The organism is Roseibium sp. AWQ4_290 (assembly GCF_056160985.1).
In genome coordinates this window covers 266,861-282,157 of record NZ_JBSWYG010000003.1, presented here as the reverse complement: position 1 = coordinate 282,157, position 15,297 = coordinate 266,861, and the positions used below count along the sequence as shown (strand labels likewise).

Genomic DNA, 15,297 nt, shown 5'->3' with positions numbered 1-15,297 from the left:
TCAAACGGAATTCTGCCCCCGGTCCGGCAAGGCTCGGGAGCCACCCCGGATCAGGACCTCTCTGCACACGCTTTCACTCGTCACCCTGATCTGAAGGTCGTCTCATTGTCCTGCGCGTTCAGAACGAACTTCAAAGACATGAGGATGACTGGCAAGTCTATGTTTCTTTTTTTGTGTTCGGAACTGAAATCCGCTACGGCGCGCGCTGTACAAATCAGGCATATGTCAACACCACCACACCAGGCAGAGGGCTGGTCCGCCCACCGGTCAGGACGGGCTTTTGCGCGGTTTCTATGCGGGTTCCACCCGGTTTCTGGGCGCCGTCTGGCCGCCGGGACGGCAAAACCTGCAATCCCGGTGAAGAATGCAAATCGGGACTTGCGGCTCTCAAAGAGTGTGTCTATGGTCCGCGCCACTTGAGACCCGTTTTTGTCGCAAGGACCGCGGAGAGGTGCCGGAGTGGTTGAACGGGGCGGTCTCGAAAACCGTTGAGCGCGCAAGCGTTCCGGGGGTTCGAATCCCCCTCTCTCCGCCATAAACTTATGATTTTATTCAGCAAAATATGTTGACAGGCTTAGGGTAATTATACACCTATTGCGTGCATTGCCGCTTCCCGTGACAACATAGAAACAACACGCAAGGTCTTGCATACCCCACTGAATTTTCGGAGCCGTCTGGTTCGCGCCATTTCAAGCCACAGCCGTGAGAGATGCCGAGAGAATTGCTACTGTGCAATCCCGGCAGAAGCGCGTCATGGTATCAACCAAGGCAAGCATTGCGATGAATGACAACCTGGATCGACTCCAAAAGAAACTCGAAGGTGATGGCCCAGCAGAGAAGCAAGTCTTTCTGATAAAGCTCATGCATGAGTTCGAGACAGCGCCCGATTTCGGCGACAAGTATGTGGCTGACGCGAGTTCTGCAACCCAAAGATGGATTGCCCGTATTGGTGCGCTATTGTCGCGAGTGGGTATCCTACACAAGGTTGCCTTCCAATCCCAAAGACAGACCTCCGTTCAATTCTGCTCGATCGTGAGAGAACCGTTCCGTCAGCTAATACTGGCGACGGCAGAGGAAATAAAGCTGGAGCTGGAATTAGATGGTCACGAGGATTTGTGCCAAGTTTATAGCTCTCAGCAGCAGTACGACTTCCTACGTGAGCTCAAGGAAATCATATTGGGTGCGCAAAATGAAGTTTTCGTCGTTGATCCATATTTTGCCGGCCAAGCCTTCGAAACTTACCTCGGCCCTTTGGGCGGGAGCTGCTCAATCCGAGTCCTTTGCAGCAAATACTCGAATGAAGTCGCTGGTCACACCAAGGCTTTTGGAGCCCAATACGGAGTTAAGCCAGACTTGCGGAAAAGCCGTGATCTCCATGATCGACTGGTCATTATCGACAGCACTGACTGTTGGATTGTGGGAGGGTCAATAAAGGATGCGGGCAAGAAACCGACCTATTTGGTTCCTCTCCAGCCGCACATAGCACCGACAAAAATCGCGATCTACGATGGTCTCTGGCAACAAGCGATACCAGCGTAAACCTCTATCAGGGCGGATACGGGAGTGTGGCGTTTTCCGGATCTGAATCGCCATCGGAACCATTATCTGTAGAAGTTGAGACTTGATCTGACATCTCGGTTTTCGAGCTGAGGGTTACCGGCTTTGATGGTTGTGACCAAATAATCATCTCAAGCCCTAAAAGGTAACCCTGATGTACGAGAGTAACGAACGGATCATTAAACACAAAGTCGGTCTTTTGAACCTGGCCGAAGAGCTTGGCAACGTGAGCCAAGCGTGCAAGGTGATGGGACTATCGCGAGACACCTTCTACCGCTAAAAGTCCGCCGTTGAGGATGGAGGCATTGAAGCGCCAAGATTATTCGAGCGGGCGTCAGTGCGCCGTTCTCGCCATGCGCTTGGCCTGCTTTCTTTGCTTGGCCTCATGGGCGCGGCGCTGCTTCCGGCTCATGGTTGGCTGGTTGGCAGCCCCCCGCATGGAGACCGGAATATTCGGCGGTCGATTATCCTCGCGGCCGGGCGCTTGGAGGCCGCCGTTGATACTCGCGAACGATGGCCCGGCCTCACCCCGATACGGTGGCGGAACCTGAGGTGCAACGGCTTCCCATTCATCCGCCTCGTAAATGTCCGCCAATGTCACTTGACTGCGTTGCAGGACGAAGTCTTCCGGTTTCGGCAAACGATTGGTAAAGGTCCAGATGAACGGGGTCTTGGTAAACCCGTCCGACAGCACGACATAACCGTCGTCGGTAAGAGTACCGCCCGTGCGCCGGATGATCTCCAGAACGGTGATGTCTGCGCCAGAAGGGTGCATGAAGCGGGTCCCAAGCCGGATCCGTCCGCTTTCGATAACGCGAACATTATCGGTTCCCGGAACATCCTCCGTGACGATGGCATGGACAAAGCGGTCTTCGACGGACCCAACGGCGAAATTCGTCGCGGCACGTTTCATGGACCCATCTTCCAAGACCAGCGCTCCGTCGGATCGTAGGATGTCGATCATCGGTACATGTTGGCCTTCGAACTCGCCATCACCGCAAAGGGTGACGTGTCCGGGCGTCACCATTAGTCCGAAGACATCAAGAATGTGCTTGACCCGGTTCTCCATGGTCTTCGAAACACGACCGGGTACCAGTTTGCCGTTTTTGTCGTATGAGGTTACAACGTCACCCGGTTTGACATGCTCAATCGGCTTCTCCGTGCCGTCCCACATGGAAATGGGAGTGCCAGCGAGGAAACAACGTTCAATTCCAAAGTGATCATTGAAGTCCGCTGCTGACTGGAGAATCTCTTCAGGTATTAATTTCTCAAAATCTTCGATGTTGTAACCATTGTAGCTCCCGCCTAATCTTTGAGCCAAGAAATAGTGGCTCATGATTTGTGCCTGTTGCTCAATGTTTAATGCATTGAAATCCGAAACAGAACCTAAGTCACCATAGTCGTAATAGTCACCGCCTCCACCCATGAAAGGGTTTCTTTCAAAGAACAGATTTTTGAAAGGACCAAACGCACTACTACTCTGATATTGCTGGACATGCATCATCTCATGCACGAAATGCGCTTGTAATCTAAGATTAGTTTTTGAAAAATCTGCACTATAATTTGGGGACTGTTCGTGGAAGTATATGTTTCCATTCGGCGCCATCGTCACATTCTCTGGCTGAAAAGCAACGTACCTTTCATGATAAATTTTTACTTTATCATAATTTATCGTATACCCATACACTGTACTCGCAAGATCTATTTCGCCTTGTGTCAAATTTCTATAGTCCACAATCACCCCCACTAATTTCTAAAGGATTTACATTCTGGTTGATCAGAAGAAACTTGCTCTTTCTCTACTTCTGAAACAAACTCTTCAAAGCTCGGGATTATCTTTGCTTTTACCGCTTCATCCACGCATCGAGAGCGTTTTTCACCACTTTCCAAGCACAGCGCAACATTCTCTCCGGCTGGTTGCAGCAATAAATCTGACTTAAGCAGTTTAAGCAATTCAAGACCAGCTAAGTTGCTTTCGGTACTGTATCCATTTACTGCAAAAAAAAGATATGTTCGCTTCCACCCCAGATCATCCTCGGGAAGCCCAGGAGGATTGAGCCCGAGCACGACTAAGCTTTCCGCCAATAGCGTGAAGGCTTGCACGTTTTGTCCTTTGGCTTGTGGCCAAAGTATTCTCCAAGCCGCAGGACAATCTCCCGTTCTCAGAAGAGCTACCGACTCTTGGATTGCATCACCTTGCGTTGTTCGCTCAGCGGAATACGCCAAATTCACGAAAACGCTGCCAAAAATGCCAGCAGCCAGAACAACAAGTTTGCCACCAGTGATCATTCTTTTCCCGAGTTAATGAGTACGAGTTCGATACCCTATTAGCATTTAACACTGGAAATTTCACCAGTGCTTGTCCTCTCAAATTTATTGAGGCCAATAAAAAAATACCGCTGTCTCGATTGGAATGCGGTGAGCATATCGCGGTTCCCCTCGCTTTCCCCACGTCGATGCTTCTCACTCGGTGCGACCAGCGTGTTATGCGGGCCACGGGTCCCGCCCATCACGGGTCGGGTCTCCCGGTTCTTCGCATAGACATGGGGGCCCGCAGCTCGGTGACGTCCTTCCCGCCGACTTTGGACGGCTGCTCCTGCGGTGACGAGCCTCGCTCATCCCCGCCCAAAAAGGATGGTCAGCTTTCAGGAGGTCAACCCTGAAGTGTTCCAAACAACTTCGGCCTGCGCTCCGTCGAATGGTCTGAATGTTCACCAGAGCAGAAATCGGGCACTCCCTTCAAAACCGCTTCCCAACCATCTATAGCGCGTCGGGTTTGCCGGAAGTCCGTCGTTGACAATTTCAGAGGGAACAACCGGACTTCCAGCGTTGTACCCTAGGTTCGTCAGTGTGTGATATTCATGATAGTCGGGGTTACTTCTGGTGATCTCCCCCACCGTGAGACCATGTGCTCCACCGTTGGACAAATGAGAGTTTCCAACCATGATAACGTCGCCGCTTCGGGTAACAAAGCTTGACGTCCCATCGCCGTTATCTTGCCATCCGTCCATATGTCGCATTCCTTATCAGTGCTCCAAAGATGCAAACCACCGCAGAAAATAAGACGTTCGCCCAATACTCAATTATTAGGTTTTGACGCCCGCATTCCGTTAGAGAACCATTATTGATGAAGTCACATTGCCTGCGGAAAATTTCGTAGTTGAAGCTGCCGTTGTCATCAAAGTTTTTGAACAACAAAACTGTAAACCAGAAGCACAACAAAGATATTTCAAAAGCATTTCTCTTAAATATTTTTGGCAGAAAATCTTGCATTTTAAAGAAAATTAAGGAAATTATACATACCAAAAAACTCCAGAAGTACGACAAAATTCCAGAAAAAACTAGGACCGGAAGTTCTCCGACCGGTAAAACATTCCAATCATAGGTTAAATTTACTCTATTCATAAAATAGAGAAAATACGAATATAAAAAACCTGTAAGAATATAAGCAAAAAAGACAAAAGCTAAGTCAATTATATTTATTTTATTCTTGTGAATAAAATATCTATCCATCGACAGTTCTAACCTTTCGCGATACTCAGTAATCATTCAACAACGATTGATGAAACACCATTTTTCCGACCGACATCTTTAATTTTGACTAGGCGGGCTATAAAACTCATAATTCAAACTAAATCCTATAGCTAATTGCGACCCACAACACACCGACGAGTAGTATAGTTGAAATAAGTATTTTGCGTGCGAGTGAGTTTTTCATGACCTTTAAAATAAGGTCTATTATCGCTCCCAATACTATTTCCAGCTTTCAACCTCCACTCTACATGGTAAAAAATTACAAATTCAGTGTCTTTTAATCAACCGAAAAATCCGATCACAGTTCGCCATATGGGTTCCCCTCGCTTTCCCCACGTCGATGCTTCGGACAAGGTGCGACCAGCGTATCAGGCGGGCCACAGGTCCCGCCCAATACGGGTCTCCCGGTTCTTCGCATAGACATGGGACCCCGCAGCTGAGCACCCGCAAAAACCTCAGAGCACGGTTTTCAGCACGAGAAATTTGTCGAACACGTTGGTTTAATACCGTGAACAAACAAGGATCAAACGACCGTCGACAAGCAAAGCCGATTTCAAGAATGGGGTTTTGCGGGTGTCCATTTATGCCGGACCTGCGGGCATGGGGGGCCTTGGCTGCGCCTGTTCCGGCCGGTCGCCAGGGAAGCGGACGGTGTGCAGGAGTTCGATAATCTCGCCGGCCGGACCTTCAAAAATCGCGTTGTGCACGTTTACTTCCGGGTGGCCGAGCGCCAGCGTTTCCGGGCCGTGCAAATGTCTCGCGCCCGCGGCGGTGATTTGCGCGCAGGCGCGCTCAAGATCGCTCACACGCAGGCAGATATGGGCAAGGGCCCCTGTGGTGACGTGCTGCCCAGGCCGCGCGCCCTCGCCCTGCATCGGGATCGCAGCCTCCAGATCGAAAAGTTCGATCCAGCTCTTGCCGTCGGGGGCCTGCATCATGACTGCGTGCGCGATGTCATAGGCAGGAAGGGCCCAACCGTGCACTTGGTGAAACCCGAGTTCTTCGAAAAACGCGATAGATCGCTGCAGGTCAGGGCACCGCACCGCGTAGTGGTGAAAACCGGTAAAGACTTGTTCTGACATATGACCATCTCCATAAAGTGGGCGACACTTATCGGAGCCGGAAGAGCCATGGACCAGTCTGACAATTTTGACACAGCAGAGCGGTCATGGTCGACCATTCAAGAACGCAATCGGGAGAATCTGCACACCTGGTGCGATCTTGCGGCGGGCCTCACCACGGTGAGCGGGGCCTGGAAGGCCTCAATCCTGATCGCCCTTTTTGAAGGCCACAGCAGTCTGCCACCCCTCCAGCGCCGCCTTGCCCTGGCGAGCCGCCGAGTGCTCGTGCGGGCCTTGCGCGCGCTTGAAAAGGACGGATTGGTCACACGGTCCGCTCTGGCCGTGCCCGCCTATTCCCTGACGCGCGACGGTGTTGCGCTGATTCCCATTCTCAAGGGCCTTGCGCACTGGAATGCGGGCCGGACCTGTTCAAAAGCGTGATGCGCCACCGCCCGGGACTGCATTGGGTTGACTGCCGCCTGGCTGATCACGCCTGGCTCTCCCCCCAAAGCCCCCTCCTTTCTCTGCGCCCGGCGCTTTTTTTGACACATACACTTCATAGGGTTCAGCTTAAGTTCTAGGTGTGCGTCGCGTTTCATTGAATTCAGACTGTTTCAGATGTCGCGTTCGAAGCGCAGCTGAGACACAGCGAAATCTGAAGCCGTTTAAACGCGATTTGCTATAGTATAGTGTCTTCAGATATCCTTCGCACTTGATCATATTTCGACGCCATTCGAAGATGAGAGTTTGATGTTGCAAACCGAGAATTTGGCTCTGATCAATTTGAGCCGAAAATTGATACTTGCGCTTATATTTTCTTTTTTCGGGGTAGCGCCAAGTACGGCAAAACTATCTTTTCAGGCCATGACATCAAATGGCGACGATACATTTATTTTGATTGAAGGCGATTTTACATTAGACGACTCAATAGCCGAATTTCAAAAGCTTGTACGCAACTCAGGCGCAGAGCTCGTCATTTTTGACAGCACTGGTGGAAGCCCTTTTAAGGCAGTTGAATTGGGGCGTGCAATTAGACGGTTGGGGCTCTCAACACTACAGCCTCGGGCGCTGGAATGTTCATCGGCTTGCGCGCTGGCATTTATGGGGGGTGTGAACAGATATGCAGAGCCAGGCGCTATCGGCGTTCATAAAATTTCCTTAACGGAAGAAGATCGCCTGGAGACCAGCGAAGCTGTTTCGACCGTTCAGAACGTAACTGCTGATATTGTAACGTACATGATCGAAATGGGTGTCAAACCCGATCTGCTAGAGCTTTTGCTAAAGACTGATGCAAATGACATGCGTTATTTGTCTGGTCGAGAAATGCAGGACTTTAATTTAATTCACAGAAATAAAGGCGACCGGCTTGATTACGACACTGCCGCCGTTCCTGAGCCCCCCTCATCGAGGACGCATCGCCATTCAGAAACTCAATTGCCCCGCAAAGTGCCAAATGAAAGTGCTCGGGAAACGTCTCAGGGCAGACAACTGGCAATTTTCTATGAAGAAGGCAGCAACCCCGGCAGTGCAGGCACGGTTGCCAAAGGCGATGTCACATGGTCCTTGGCCGAAGAGGATGACCTGTCGGGCAAAAAACAAAGTGTCTTGATTGCTGATGTCGACGTCCCGGAAAAAAGTATTTCATTCAGAATTCGTTTTAAACCAAACGACGACACCAAGCTTCAAGCCAGCCATCTAGTGGAAATAAAATTTGACCTTCCTCACACATATCCGTTCGGCGCAATTGTAAATGTTCCAGGACTAGTGATGAAAGATACGGAAGAAGCCCCGGGAGACGCACTGATAGGCGCATCCGTGAGTGTCAAGCCTGACCTATACTGGATTGCTCTTTCGAACTTGCCGCAGGAGCGTGCGGAAAATATAAATCTGCTGAAAGGACGAGGCTGGATCGATCTTCCTGTCGTGTTCGAGAACGGAAAGCGCGGCATTTTTACTCTGGAAAAAGGCTCCAAAGGATTTTCTGCCATTGAAAAGGCAATAGCCGATTGGACTTCTGGTTCACCGGCACACCTTCCGCCACCAAGACAATCCCGGATTCGCTAGCTCGCACCGGAGGCGGCTCCGTCCGCCGCGACTACGGCTTCATCAAGATCGGCATTTTTTTGACACATACGCTTCATAAGGTTTAGCTTAAGTTGTAGGAATGCACAGCACGTTTCGCATCGCCTGGTTGCGCGTCACCTTCTTTCAGGGCCACCTCCTTTCAAGGCTAAGCTTTTGACATTCTTCAGATCTCTTTCCCATTTCGCGCTTGTCCCCCTGGCCTTTTGTCTCATGGCAGGTTCCGCGGAGGTGGCAGGGGCAACGGACCGGTGCGACAGCAAGCTGGAAATCAAAAAAGGCGAAATGCCGGGTCCTTTTTTCGGTCTCGACATGCTGATGGCGGCGCATTTTCTGGCTCAAAAATACTGTGGCAACGATCTTCCGGACCTGCGCCCAGGCCTGGAAAGCCTGATGCAGGACAATGGCTGCGGCCCCGCAACACCCATCTATGCCGATGTCATGGAGATGGAGAGCTGGTTCCGCGCTGCAACGCTTTCGGAATTTGTGCTGGAAGGAAAAGACGATCCTTCGTTTTCCGATGCGGATGCCCGCAAGGTGCTCAAGAGCACTGTCGAACAATATGGCGGCTGTGACAGGCTGACGGACAGCTTGCGCGCACAGTTCGGCACCAAGTCAAAATGACGGCTGGCGGGACCTTATACATAGCGTCATTCCGGCGGCCACCTGCTCCTTTGGTGCTCGTGTGGTGAATTTGAAAATACGCCTCATTTTAGCCGTCACCGCCGGAGCGTATTTCAAATTCGAAAACCACACTTAGAAACATAAAGTGGGATCAGCCCCCCGCCTCTTCCCGCGTCTTGTCCAGACCGATCCGCAACAGGCTGATCAGGCCGCCCAGCAGGGCCAGTCCGGCAGCGCAGGCAAGGCAAGTGCGCAAGGCGAGGACGGAGGCGATCGGCAGGCTGAAGAGGAGGGACATCAACAGGCCACCCAAGGTCTGGCCGCTCAGGCGGGCCGTGCCCTGCATACCGCCGGCCGCACCGCTGCGCGCCTTTGGGGCCGCGACCAGAATGTTGCGGTTGTTGGGCACCTGGATCAGGCCGAACCCGGCCCCGCATAATATGGTGAAACAAACAACCGGGATCATGCTGCCGGTTTCAGGCCAGAGCGCGATCAGGCCGATGCCAGTGGCCAGAAGGGTGCCCCCGGCCGCGCACAAAACCCCGCCCGGTACACCCGCATCCACAAGACGGCCCGCCTGCGGTCCAACAAAGGCAATCGTCAGCGGCCAGGGTGTCAGGGCCAGCCCGGTCGCCAGTACGCTCATGCCGAATTCGTGCTGGTAGAGAAAGGGCAAAGACACCAGCGCTGCCATTTGCGCGGAGAAACTGCACACGGAAGTCAGCACGGAAATCCGGATCGACGGGTTTCTTAGAAGGTCGAGCGGAATGAGCGGCGCCTCCTTGGGGGCTTCCCGGCGGATCAGAATCGCAAAACAGGCCACACTGAGAAGCAGAAGTCCTCCGCCGAGAAGGGGCCGGGACACCATCTGGCCTGCCCCCAGAACAAAGGCTGCAAAGGCTGTTCCGTTCAGCACAACACTCCCCTTGTCGAGCGCCCGGCCGCTGCCTCCCGATTTTGGCAGATTGAACCCGGCCAGCAACGCGGCCAGGCCAATGGGCAAATGGACGGCAAACAGCCAGGGCCAGCTGACAAGAGACAGAATGCCCGCCCCCACCGTTGGCGCGCAGGCAGCTGTCAGCCCGATGATCGTGGAAATCCAGCCAATGGCCCGCCCCATATGCGCAGGCGGAAAGATAAAGCGGAGCAAGGCCAGTCCCAGGCCCATGAGTGGGGAGGCGCCCGCCCCTTGCAGAAACCGCCCAACGACCAGCCAGGGCAACGAGGGTGCCAGGGCGCTGAAGAGGGAAGCTGTCAGGAACAGCACAAGCCCGGCCCGGTAGACCCTGGCATGGCCCAAGCTTTCCCCCAGCGCCGCGCTTGGCAGGATGCCCATAACAAGCGCCAATTGATAGGCGGTCACCACCCAGACTGTCTCGGACGGCGGTGCGTTCAGGGCCACCGCGATGCTGGGCAGCGCCACATTGGCAATCGCCCCGTCGAGCACGACGAGCACAAGGGTCACGAAAACGGCCAGCGCGGCCAGTTTTCGTTGGGCGCCTTCCAGCCCTTCGGGCGCAAGTTCCGTATCAGCAGCGGACATGACCTGCTGTTCTCCAGTCTTTTCGGAGACTTATGTGGGATCTCAGAGAGATGTCGGAAGTGACATGGCGTGCATTTAATCTTGGCTCCCCCCTATATCGCATTGCCCATGCCAGCGCCAGCACCGTGGCTCTGACGGCCGGTATTCCGGGCCTGATACCAACCTCACTAGATAGGAACCGATCTGACCGTGTTTGGGGACTGTTCGGCAAGGAGCAGGTTGCAGGGCGATATGGTTTATCGTTCAAAACCTGGGACGTAGCTGAACAGTCCGCAAACACGGCCTCGGTGGCCTGCTCCGGCCCGCCGGACTGCGTTGCGCCGCTTGAACGGCCATAAAGGCCGTCCTGCGCAACGCGCCTTGCCGGCCAATCCGGACCAGCACCATCAGATCGGTTTCTATCTATTCAGGTTGGTATGACACCGCTGGCGGCCTCAACAGCTCCAAATGGCAACAGAGTTTCGCGGTACGATTTATATTGACCGACGGTCAGTCAATATTTATATCTCTCTCGCTGCCGGAAACCCAGAGGGCGCCCCTTCCCCGAGCTGGGCCGCTCTGAAAGGCATCCTGCCTGCCTCCCCCCTTTGTGATCTCAGGATGGTCTCATGCCCCGCACATGCCCTCTCGAAACGGGCCTCCGCCCGCCCAATGGCGCCCTTGTCCTCACCGCGTTTCTACTGGTCTGCCTGAATCTGCGCATTGTCTTCGGCGGAGTCGGCCCGCAGGTGCCCTACATGGATCTGAGCCCGTTAACCGCCGGGCTCGTGACCAGCCTGCCCGCCTTGAGCATGGGCCTGTTCTCACCCTTTGCCGCCTTTGCCGGACATCGGTTCAGGCAAGAGCGGGCCCTGTTTCTGGGCATGCTGATCCTGACACTGGGGATCGGGCTCCGGTCCTTTGGCACGCCTGGCCTCTTGTCGGGCATGGTGGTGGCGGGCATCGGCGTTGCGCTGCTCAACGTGCTGACACCGGTCTTTGTCCGCCAGCATTTCGCAGCGGAAAAGATGGGCCTGATGATGGGGATCTTTGCCATGATGATGGGCCTTGGCGGCGCGGCCATGGCAGCCCTTGCGGTTCCGGTCTATCATGCTTCCGGGGGCTCCTTTTCCCTTTCGCTGGGGACCGCCGCCGTCCCTGCCTTGCTCGCGCTGGCCGCGCTTACGCCCTTTCTGCGCACGCGACCGCAACCGAAGCAGACAGACCATCCGGCACCGTCCTGGCGCTGGCTCCTGACTCACCCGACCGCTTGGAGCCTGATCAGCTTTTTCGGCCTCATGTCCCTGGTCTTCTATGCGGTGCTGGCCTGGCTGCCGGCCCTTCTCATCGCCCGGGGCACGACAGCCTCCCTCGCCGGGATTTATCTGGCCCTGTGCTTTGTTGCCGTTGCGCTTGGCGCGTTTTTCGCCCCTGCCCACGCCGCGCGCCATCCGGGCCAGCATCTGCATATCACCGGCGCCTGCCTGCTGTGCATTTTGGGTCTGCTGGGGGTCTGGCTCGCACCAGTTCCTGCAGCTCCGGCCGCTTGCACGCTCCTGGGTCTCGGGCTGGGCGCCGGGTTGGGGCTGCCGGGGGTCCTTTTCATCAAACGCACCAGCGGGCACCGGCAGATGATCCAGCTCTCGGGCATGGTTCAGACCGCCAGCTATCTGATTGCGGCCGCCGGTCCCGTCCTGACAGGGCTGTTGCATGACTGGAGCGGAGGCTGGGCCCTGCCCCTGCAGAGCCTGATCGCGCTGCTGGCGGCTGCCCTCGTCCTTGGCCTGCGCTCCGGAAAGGATCATGTAATGGACGGCCGAGATGGCCCTGTAAAAGAAGGGGCTCACACCAAAACTGGGCGGCGAATCTGCTAAAGGTCCCTCTCAAAAGGGCCGTTTCAGCACAAGGACGAGGGCAGAGACACGGGCATGACGGATACAACGGTCAAAAAACCACGCAAGAAACCGGCAGAAGAGCGGCGCGAAGACCTGATGGATGCCGCCCAGACGCTGTTTCTGCTAAAGGGCTTTGCAGCCACCAACGTCAGCGAGATCGTTGCCGGTGCGGAGGTGGCCAAGGGAACGTTTTACACCTATTTCAACACCAAGGACCAGATTCTGGCCGCCTTGCGGGTGCGCTATATTTCTGACTTTCACCAGACCGTTGTGGCTGCGCTCGACCAATGCGCTGGCAGCTGGCCGGACAGGCTCGACACCTGCATGTCCTCCTGCGTGGCGGCCTATCTGCAAAATGTCCCTCTGCACGATCTGGTCTTTCATGAGTACCGGCCTGCAAACCGGTCCCTGAAGTCGGACAATCCCGTGACCGCCCTGCTCGCCGGGGTGCTGAAAGACGGCATGGCGGCCGGGGCCTGGCATGTGCCGGACCCGCATCTGAGCGCGGTCATGCTGTTCAGCGCCTTTCACGGCGCAGTCGAGGACACGCTCAGCCGCGATCAGCCCGTGGATGAGGCAGGGCTGACAAAGGCGGTTTCCGCCTTTTGCCGGAATGCACTTGGCGCGGAGCGCCTCTGACCCGCTTCTTTGACGCAGAAAGGGGACCTGCCCTTCCGCTCTCCACGCAGCCTGCCAAAGTCTTCCCAAGTATCCCAGGCCGCGCAAAACGCCAAACCACCGCATATTTTTGACTTATTTCCAGCTACTTGCGTATCCTGCCGGTCGGAAAAAGACTGGGCTCAACTTCTCATCGGCCTGACTTGAAAGTAAAACTCAATATTTCCAGGCCCGGAGAAAGCTCAACTTCAAATCTCTCTCAATATTTAACCTCTCACTAGCATCGGAACCCCGATGCATGACAAAAAAATAAAGAAAATGGGTGACTTTCGGGCTGCGCCGCGAAAAAAATAATGTTACGCCATGCACCAAATGGGCTCTCAAGATTTTTAATGAAAGGGTAGCCTCGCGGGTACGGTTCATGTTTTGCTGGTGCAACAGCATCTATGAGCTTTACCAATACCGGAAACCCGCACGAACTACATTTGGGACAGTCTGCGGCAAGCGCCGGGCCAGCCCCACGCAATCAAGACTTACCAAGGGGAGTTACCATGACACAATCCAAGAATCCTGACTTGCTCGGCAATCTGGAAAAAGCCGCTCGCAAAGGCGGCATCTCCAAGCGCGAGTTCCTGCACTATTCCATGCTGGCAGGGGTCACCGCTTCCACCGCAACGGGACTTTGGACGTCAGAGGCCAAGGCGCAGCCCAAGCGCGGCGGCACATTCCGGCTGGGCGTGCATGATGGCAACACCAGCGACAGCCACGATCCCGGCACTTATCAAAGTGTCTATTCCATCCAGCTGGCGCATACGCACCGCAGCTATCTGACCGAGATCACCGAGGAAAACACCCTGGGCCCGGATATGGCGGTCGGCTGGGAAGCCAGCCCCGATGCCAAGGTCTGGACGTTTGAGCTTGACACGAACGCGACGTTCCATGACGGGCGCAAATTCACCGCGAAGGACGCGGTTGCCTCATTGAACTTCCACCGGGGGGAAAAGTCCACCTCGGCCGCCAAGGCGCTGCTGGACAGCGTGGTCGACATCAAGGCCGATGGCGACAGCCATATCGTCATCGAGCTGGACCAGGGCTTTGCCGATCTGCCCTGGATCATGACCGACTATCACCTGGTCATGCTGCCCGCCACCGGGGACGGGTCCGTGGACTGGGAAAGCGGGATCGGCGCGGGCCCCTACAAGATCGAGCGCAACGAATTCGGCATCGGCACCTCCCTGGTGCGCCATGACGGCTGGCACCGGGAAGGCGCCTGGTTCGACCGGATCGACATGACCGTGCTGAACGATCCCAATGCCCGCCAGACCGCACTGGTGACCGGCGATGTGGATGCGATCTCGTCCGTCGACCTGAAGACCATGGCACTGCTGCAGCGCCGCCCGGATGTTGAGCTCGACAACATCCCCTCCGGCTCGGCGATCACCCTGCCCATGTTCTGCGATACCGCCCCGTTTGACAATGTGGATGTGCGCATGGCGCTGAAACTGGCCATCGACCGGGAGGAGATCGTTGAAAAGATTGCCTTCGGCACCGGCATTCCGGGCAATGACTTCCATGTGTCACCGAACATGCCTTATTTTCCAGAGGATATCCCGCAGCGGACCTACGACCCGGAAAAGGCCAAATGGCATCTGAAGCAGGCTGGCATGGAAAATCTTTCGGTCAGCCTGTCGGCCACGGACAGCGTGCTGCCAGGCGCCGTCGACATGGCGGTGCTGTACTCCCAGCAGGCCAAAAAGGCCGGGATCGACCTGACGCCTGTCCGTGAGCCGTCCGATGGCTACTGGTCGGATGTGTGGCTGAAAAAACCGTTCGTCTTCGTCAAATGGGGCGCCCGTTCGACGCCGGACAACATCTTCACGCTGGCCTACAAGGACGATGCGGCCTGGAACGAGTCCCACTGGAAGAATGCCCGGTTCAACGAACTGTTGCTGCAGGCCAAGGCCGAGCTGAACGAGACCCGGCGCGCGGAAATGTATCACGAGATGTGCCTGCTGGCCCGCGACGATGGCGGGACCGTGCTGCCGATGTTCGTCAATTTCGTCTATGCACGGCGCAGCAATGTCAAACACGGCCCGAGCGTTTCCGCCTCCTGGGAAGTGGATGGCGCCCGCGGCACCCACCGCTGGTGGTTCGAGGCCTAAGGCTCATGGCGGCACCTGCCGCCGTCTTCATGCCGGGCGCGGCCCTCCCAATCAGGGGCCGCCCCGGATCTGACCGCCGGGCTTTCTTTTCAAACAAAGACACACCAAGGACCGCAAACAGGTCCAGGCCCGGCACAATTCCGGCCAACAGGGGCGCCGGATGTCCAGAAGCCCACCGCGTTGACAAGGATTTGCCTTCCGCTGCCTGAAATCGAAAGATTTCACCTAAAAGGCCAAACCGG

General features: G+C 55.3%; 11 protein-coding genes, 1 tRNA gene and 1 pseudogene. 9 read left to right on the top strand and 4 right to left on the bottom strand.

Annotated features, from left to right (window positions below):
* Positions 1-445 precede the first annotated feature (445 nt).
* From ACXAH0_RS05015 to ACXAH0_RS05005, 3 genes and pseudogenes are all read left to right on the top strand, one after another.
* Positions 446-535: transfer RNA gene (locus ACXAH0_RS05015), tRNA-Ser, on the top strand.
* Between the two features lie 218 nt (positions 536-753).
* On the top strand, positions 754-1,539 hold the full coding sequence (locus ACXAH0_RS05010; RefSeq protein WP_475189489.1) for a hypothetical protein: 786 nt from the start codon (positions 754-756) through the stop codon (positions 1,537-1,539).
* Between the two features lie 172 nt (positions 1,540-1,711).
* Positions 1,712-1,834 (top strand): annotated as a pseudogene (locus tag ACXAH0_RS05005) (helix-turn-helix domain-containing protein); the annotation flags it as partial.
* A 57-nt stretch (positions 1,835-1,891) separates the two neighbouring features.
* Here the strand turns inward: ACXAH0_RS05005 and ACXAH0_RS05000 are convergent.
* The 3 genes from ACXAH0_RS05000 to ACXAH0_RS04990 form a co-directional block, all read right to left on the bottom strand.
* Positions 1,892-3,277 carry a Hint domain-containing protein gene (locus tag ACXAH0_RS05000; RefSeq protein ID WP_475173871.1) on the bottom strand — a complete coding sequence of 462 codons (1,386 nt, stop codon included), beginning with the start codon at positions 3,275-3,277 and terminating at the stop codon, positions 1,892-1,894.
* A 26-nt stretch (positions 3,278-3,303) separates the two neighbouring features.
* Positions 3,304-3,846 (bottom strand): hypothetical protein, encoded by a 543-nt coding sequence (locus ACXAH0_RS04995; RefSeq protein ID WP_475173872.1) that lies wholly within the window; start codon positions 3,844-3,846, stop codon positions 3,304-3,306.
* A 1,826-nt stretch (positions 3,847-5,672) separates the two neighbouring features.
* Positions 5,673-6,173 carry a VOC family protein gene (locus tag ACXAH0_RS04990; protein WP_475189486.1) on the bottom strand — a complete coding sequence of 167 codons (501 nt, stop codon included), beginning with the start codon at positions 6,171-6,173 and terminating at the stop codon, positions 5,673-5,675.
* 48 nt (positions 6,174-6,221) lie between these two features.
* Between ACXAH0_RS04990 and ACXAH0_RS04985 the strand changes: the two genes are divergently transcribed.
* The 3 genes from ACXAH0_RS04985 (at position 6,222) to ACXAH0_RS04975 (ending at position 8,858) form a co-directional block, all read left to right on the top strand.
* Positions 6,222-6,593: a winged helix-turn-helix transcriptional regulator gene (locus ACXAH0_RS04985; protein WP_475189485.1), complete on the top strand. Its 372-nt coding sequence runs from the start codon at positions 6,222-6,224 to the stop codon at positions 6,591-6,593.
* 309 nt (positions 6,594-6,902) lie between these two features.
* Complete coding sequence (locus ACXAH0_RS04980; RefSeq protein WP_475189482.1) at positions 6,903-8,216, top strand: COG3904 family protein; 1,314 nt, start codon at positions 6,903-6,905, stop codon at positions 8,214-8,216.
* 231 nt (positions 8,217-8,447) lie between these two features.
* Positions 8,448-8,858, top strand: coding sequence for a hypothetical protein (locus ACXAH0_RS04975; RefSeq protein ID WP_475173881.1), 411 nt, complete (start codon positions 8,448-8,450; stop codon positions 8,856-8,858).
* Positions 8,859-9,009: 151 nt separating this feature from the next.
* Here the strand turns inward: ACXAH0_RS04975 and ACXAH0_RS04970 are convergent, their stop codons facing one another.
* On the bottom strand, positions 9,010-10,401 hold the full coding sequence (locus ACXAH0_RS04970) for an MFS transporter (protein ID WP_475189480.1): 1,392 nt from the start codon (positions 10,399-10,401) through the stop codon (positions 9,010-9,012).
* 608 nt (positions 10,402-11,009) lie between these two features.
* On the opposite strand from ACXAH0_RS04970, the gene ACXAH0_RS04965 reads away from it, so the two are divergent.
* The 3 genes from ACXAH0_RS04965 (at position 11,010) to ACXAH0_RS04955 (ending at position 15,055) form a co-directional block, all read left to right on the top strand.
* Positions 11,010-12,254, top strand: coding sequence for an MFS transporter (locus ACXAH0_RS04965; protein WP_475189478.1), 1,245 nt, complete (start codon positions 11,010-11,012; stop codon positions 12,252-12,254).
* A 54-nt stretch (positions 12,255-12,308) separates the two neighbouring features.
* Positions 12,309-12,914 (top strand): TetR/AcrR family transcriptional regulator, encoded by a 606-nt coding sequence (locus ACXAH0_RS04960; protein ID WP_475173888.1) that lies wholly within the window; start codon positions 12,309-12,311, stop codon positions 12,912-12,914.
* A 530-nt stretch (positions 12,915-13,444) separates the two neighbouring features.
* Positions 13,445-15,055, top strand: coding sequence for an ABC transporter substrate-binding protein (locus ACXAH0_RS04955; RefSeq protein ID WP_475173890.1), 1,611 nt, complete (start codon positions 13,445-13,447; stop codon positions 15,053-15,055).
* The last annotated feature ends 242 nt before the right edge of the window (positions 15,056-15,297 follow it).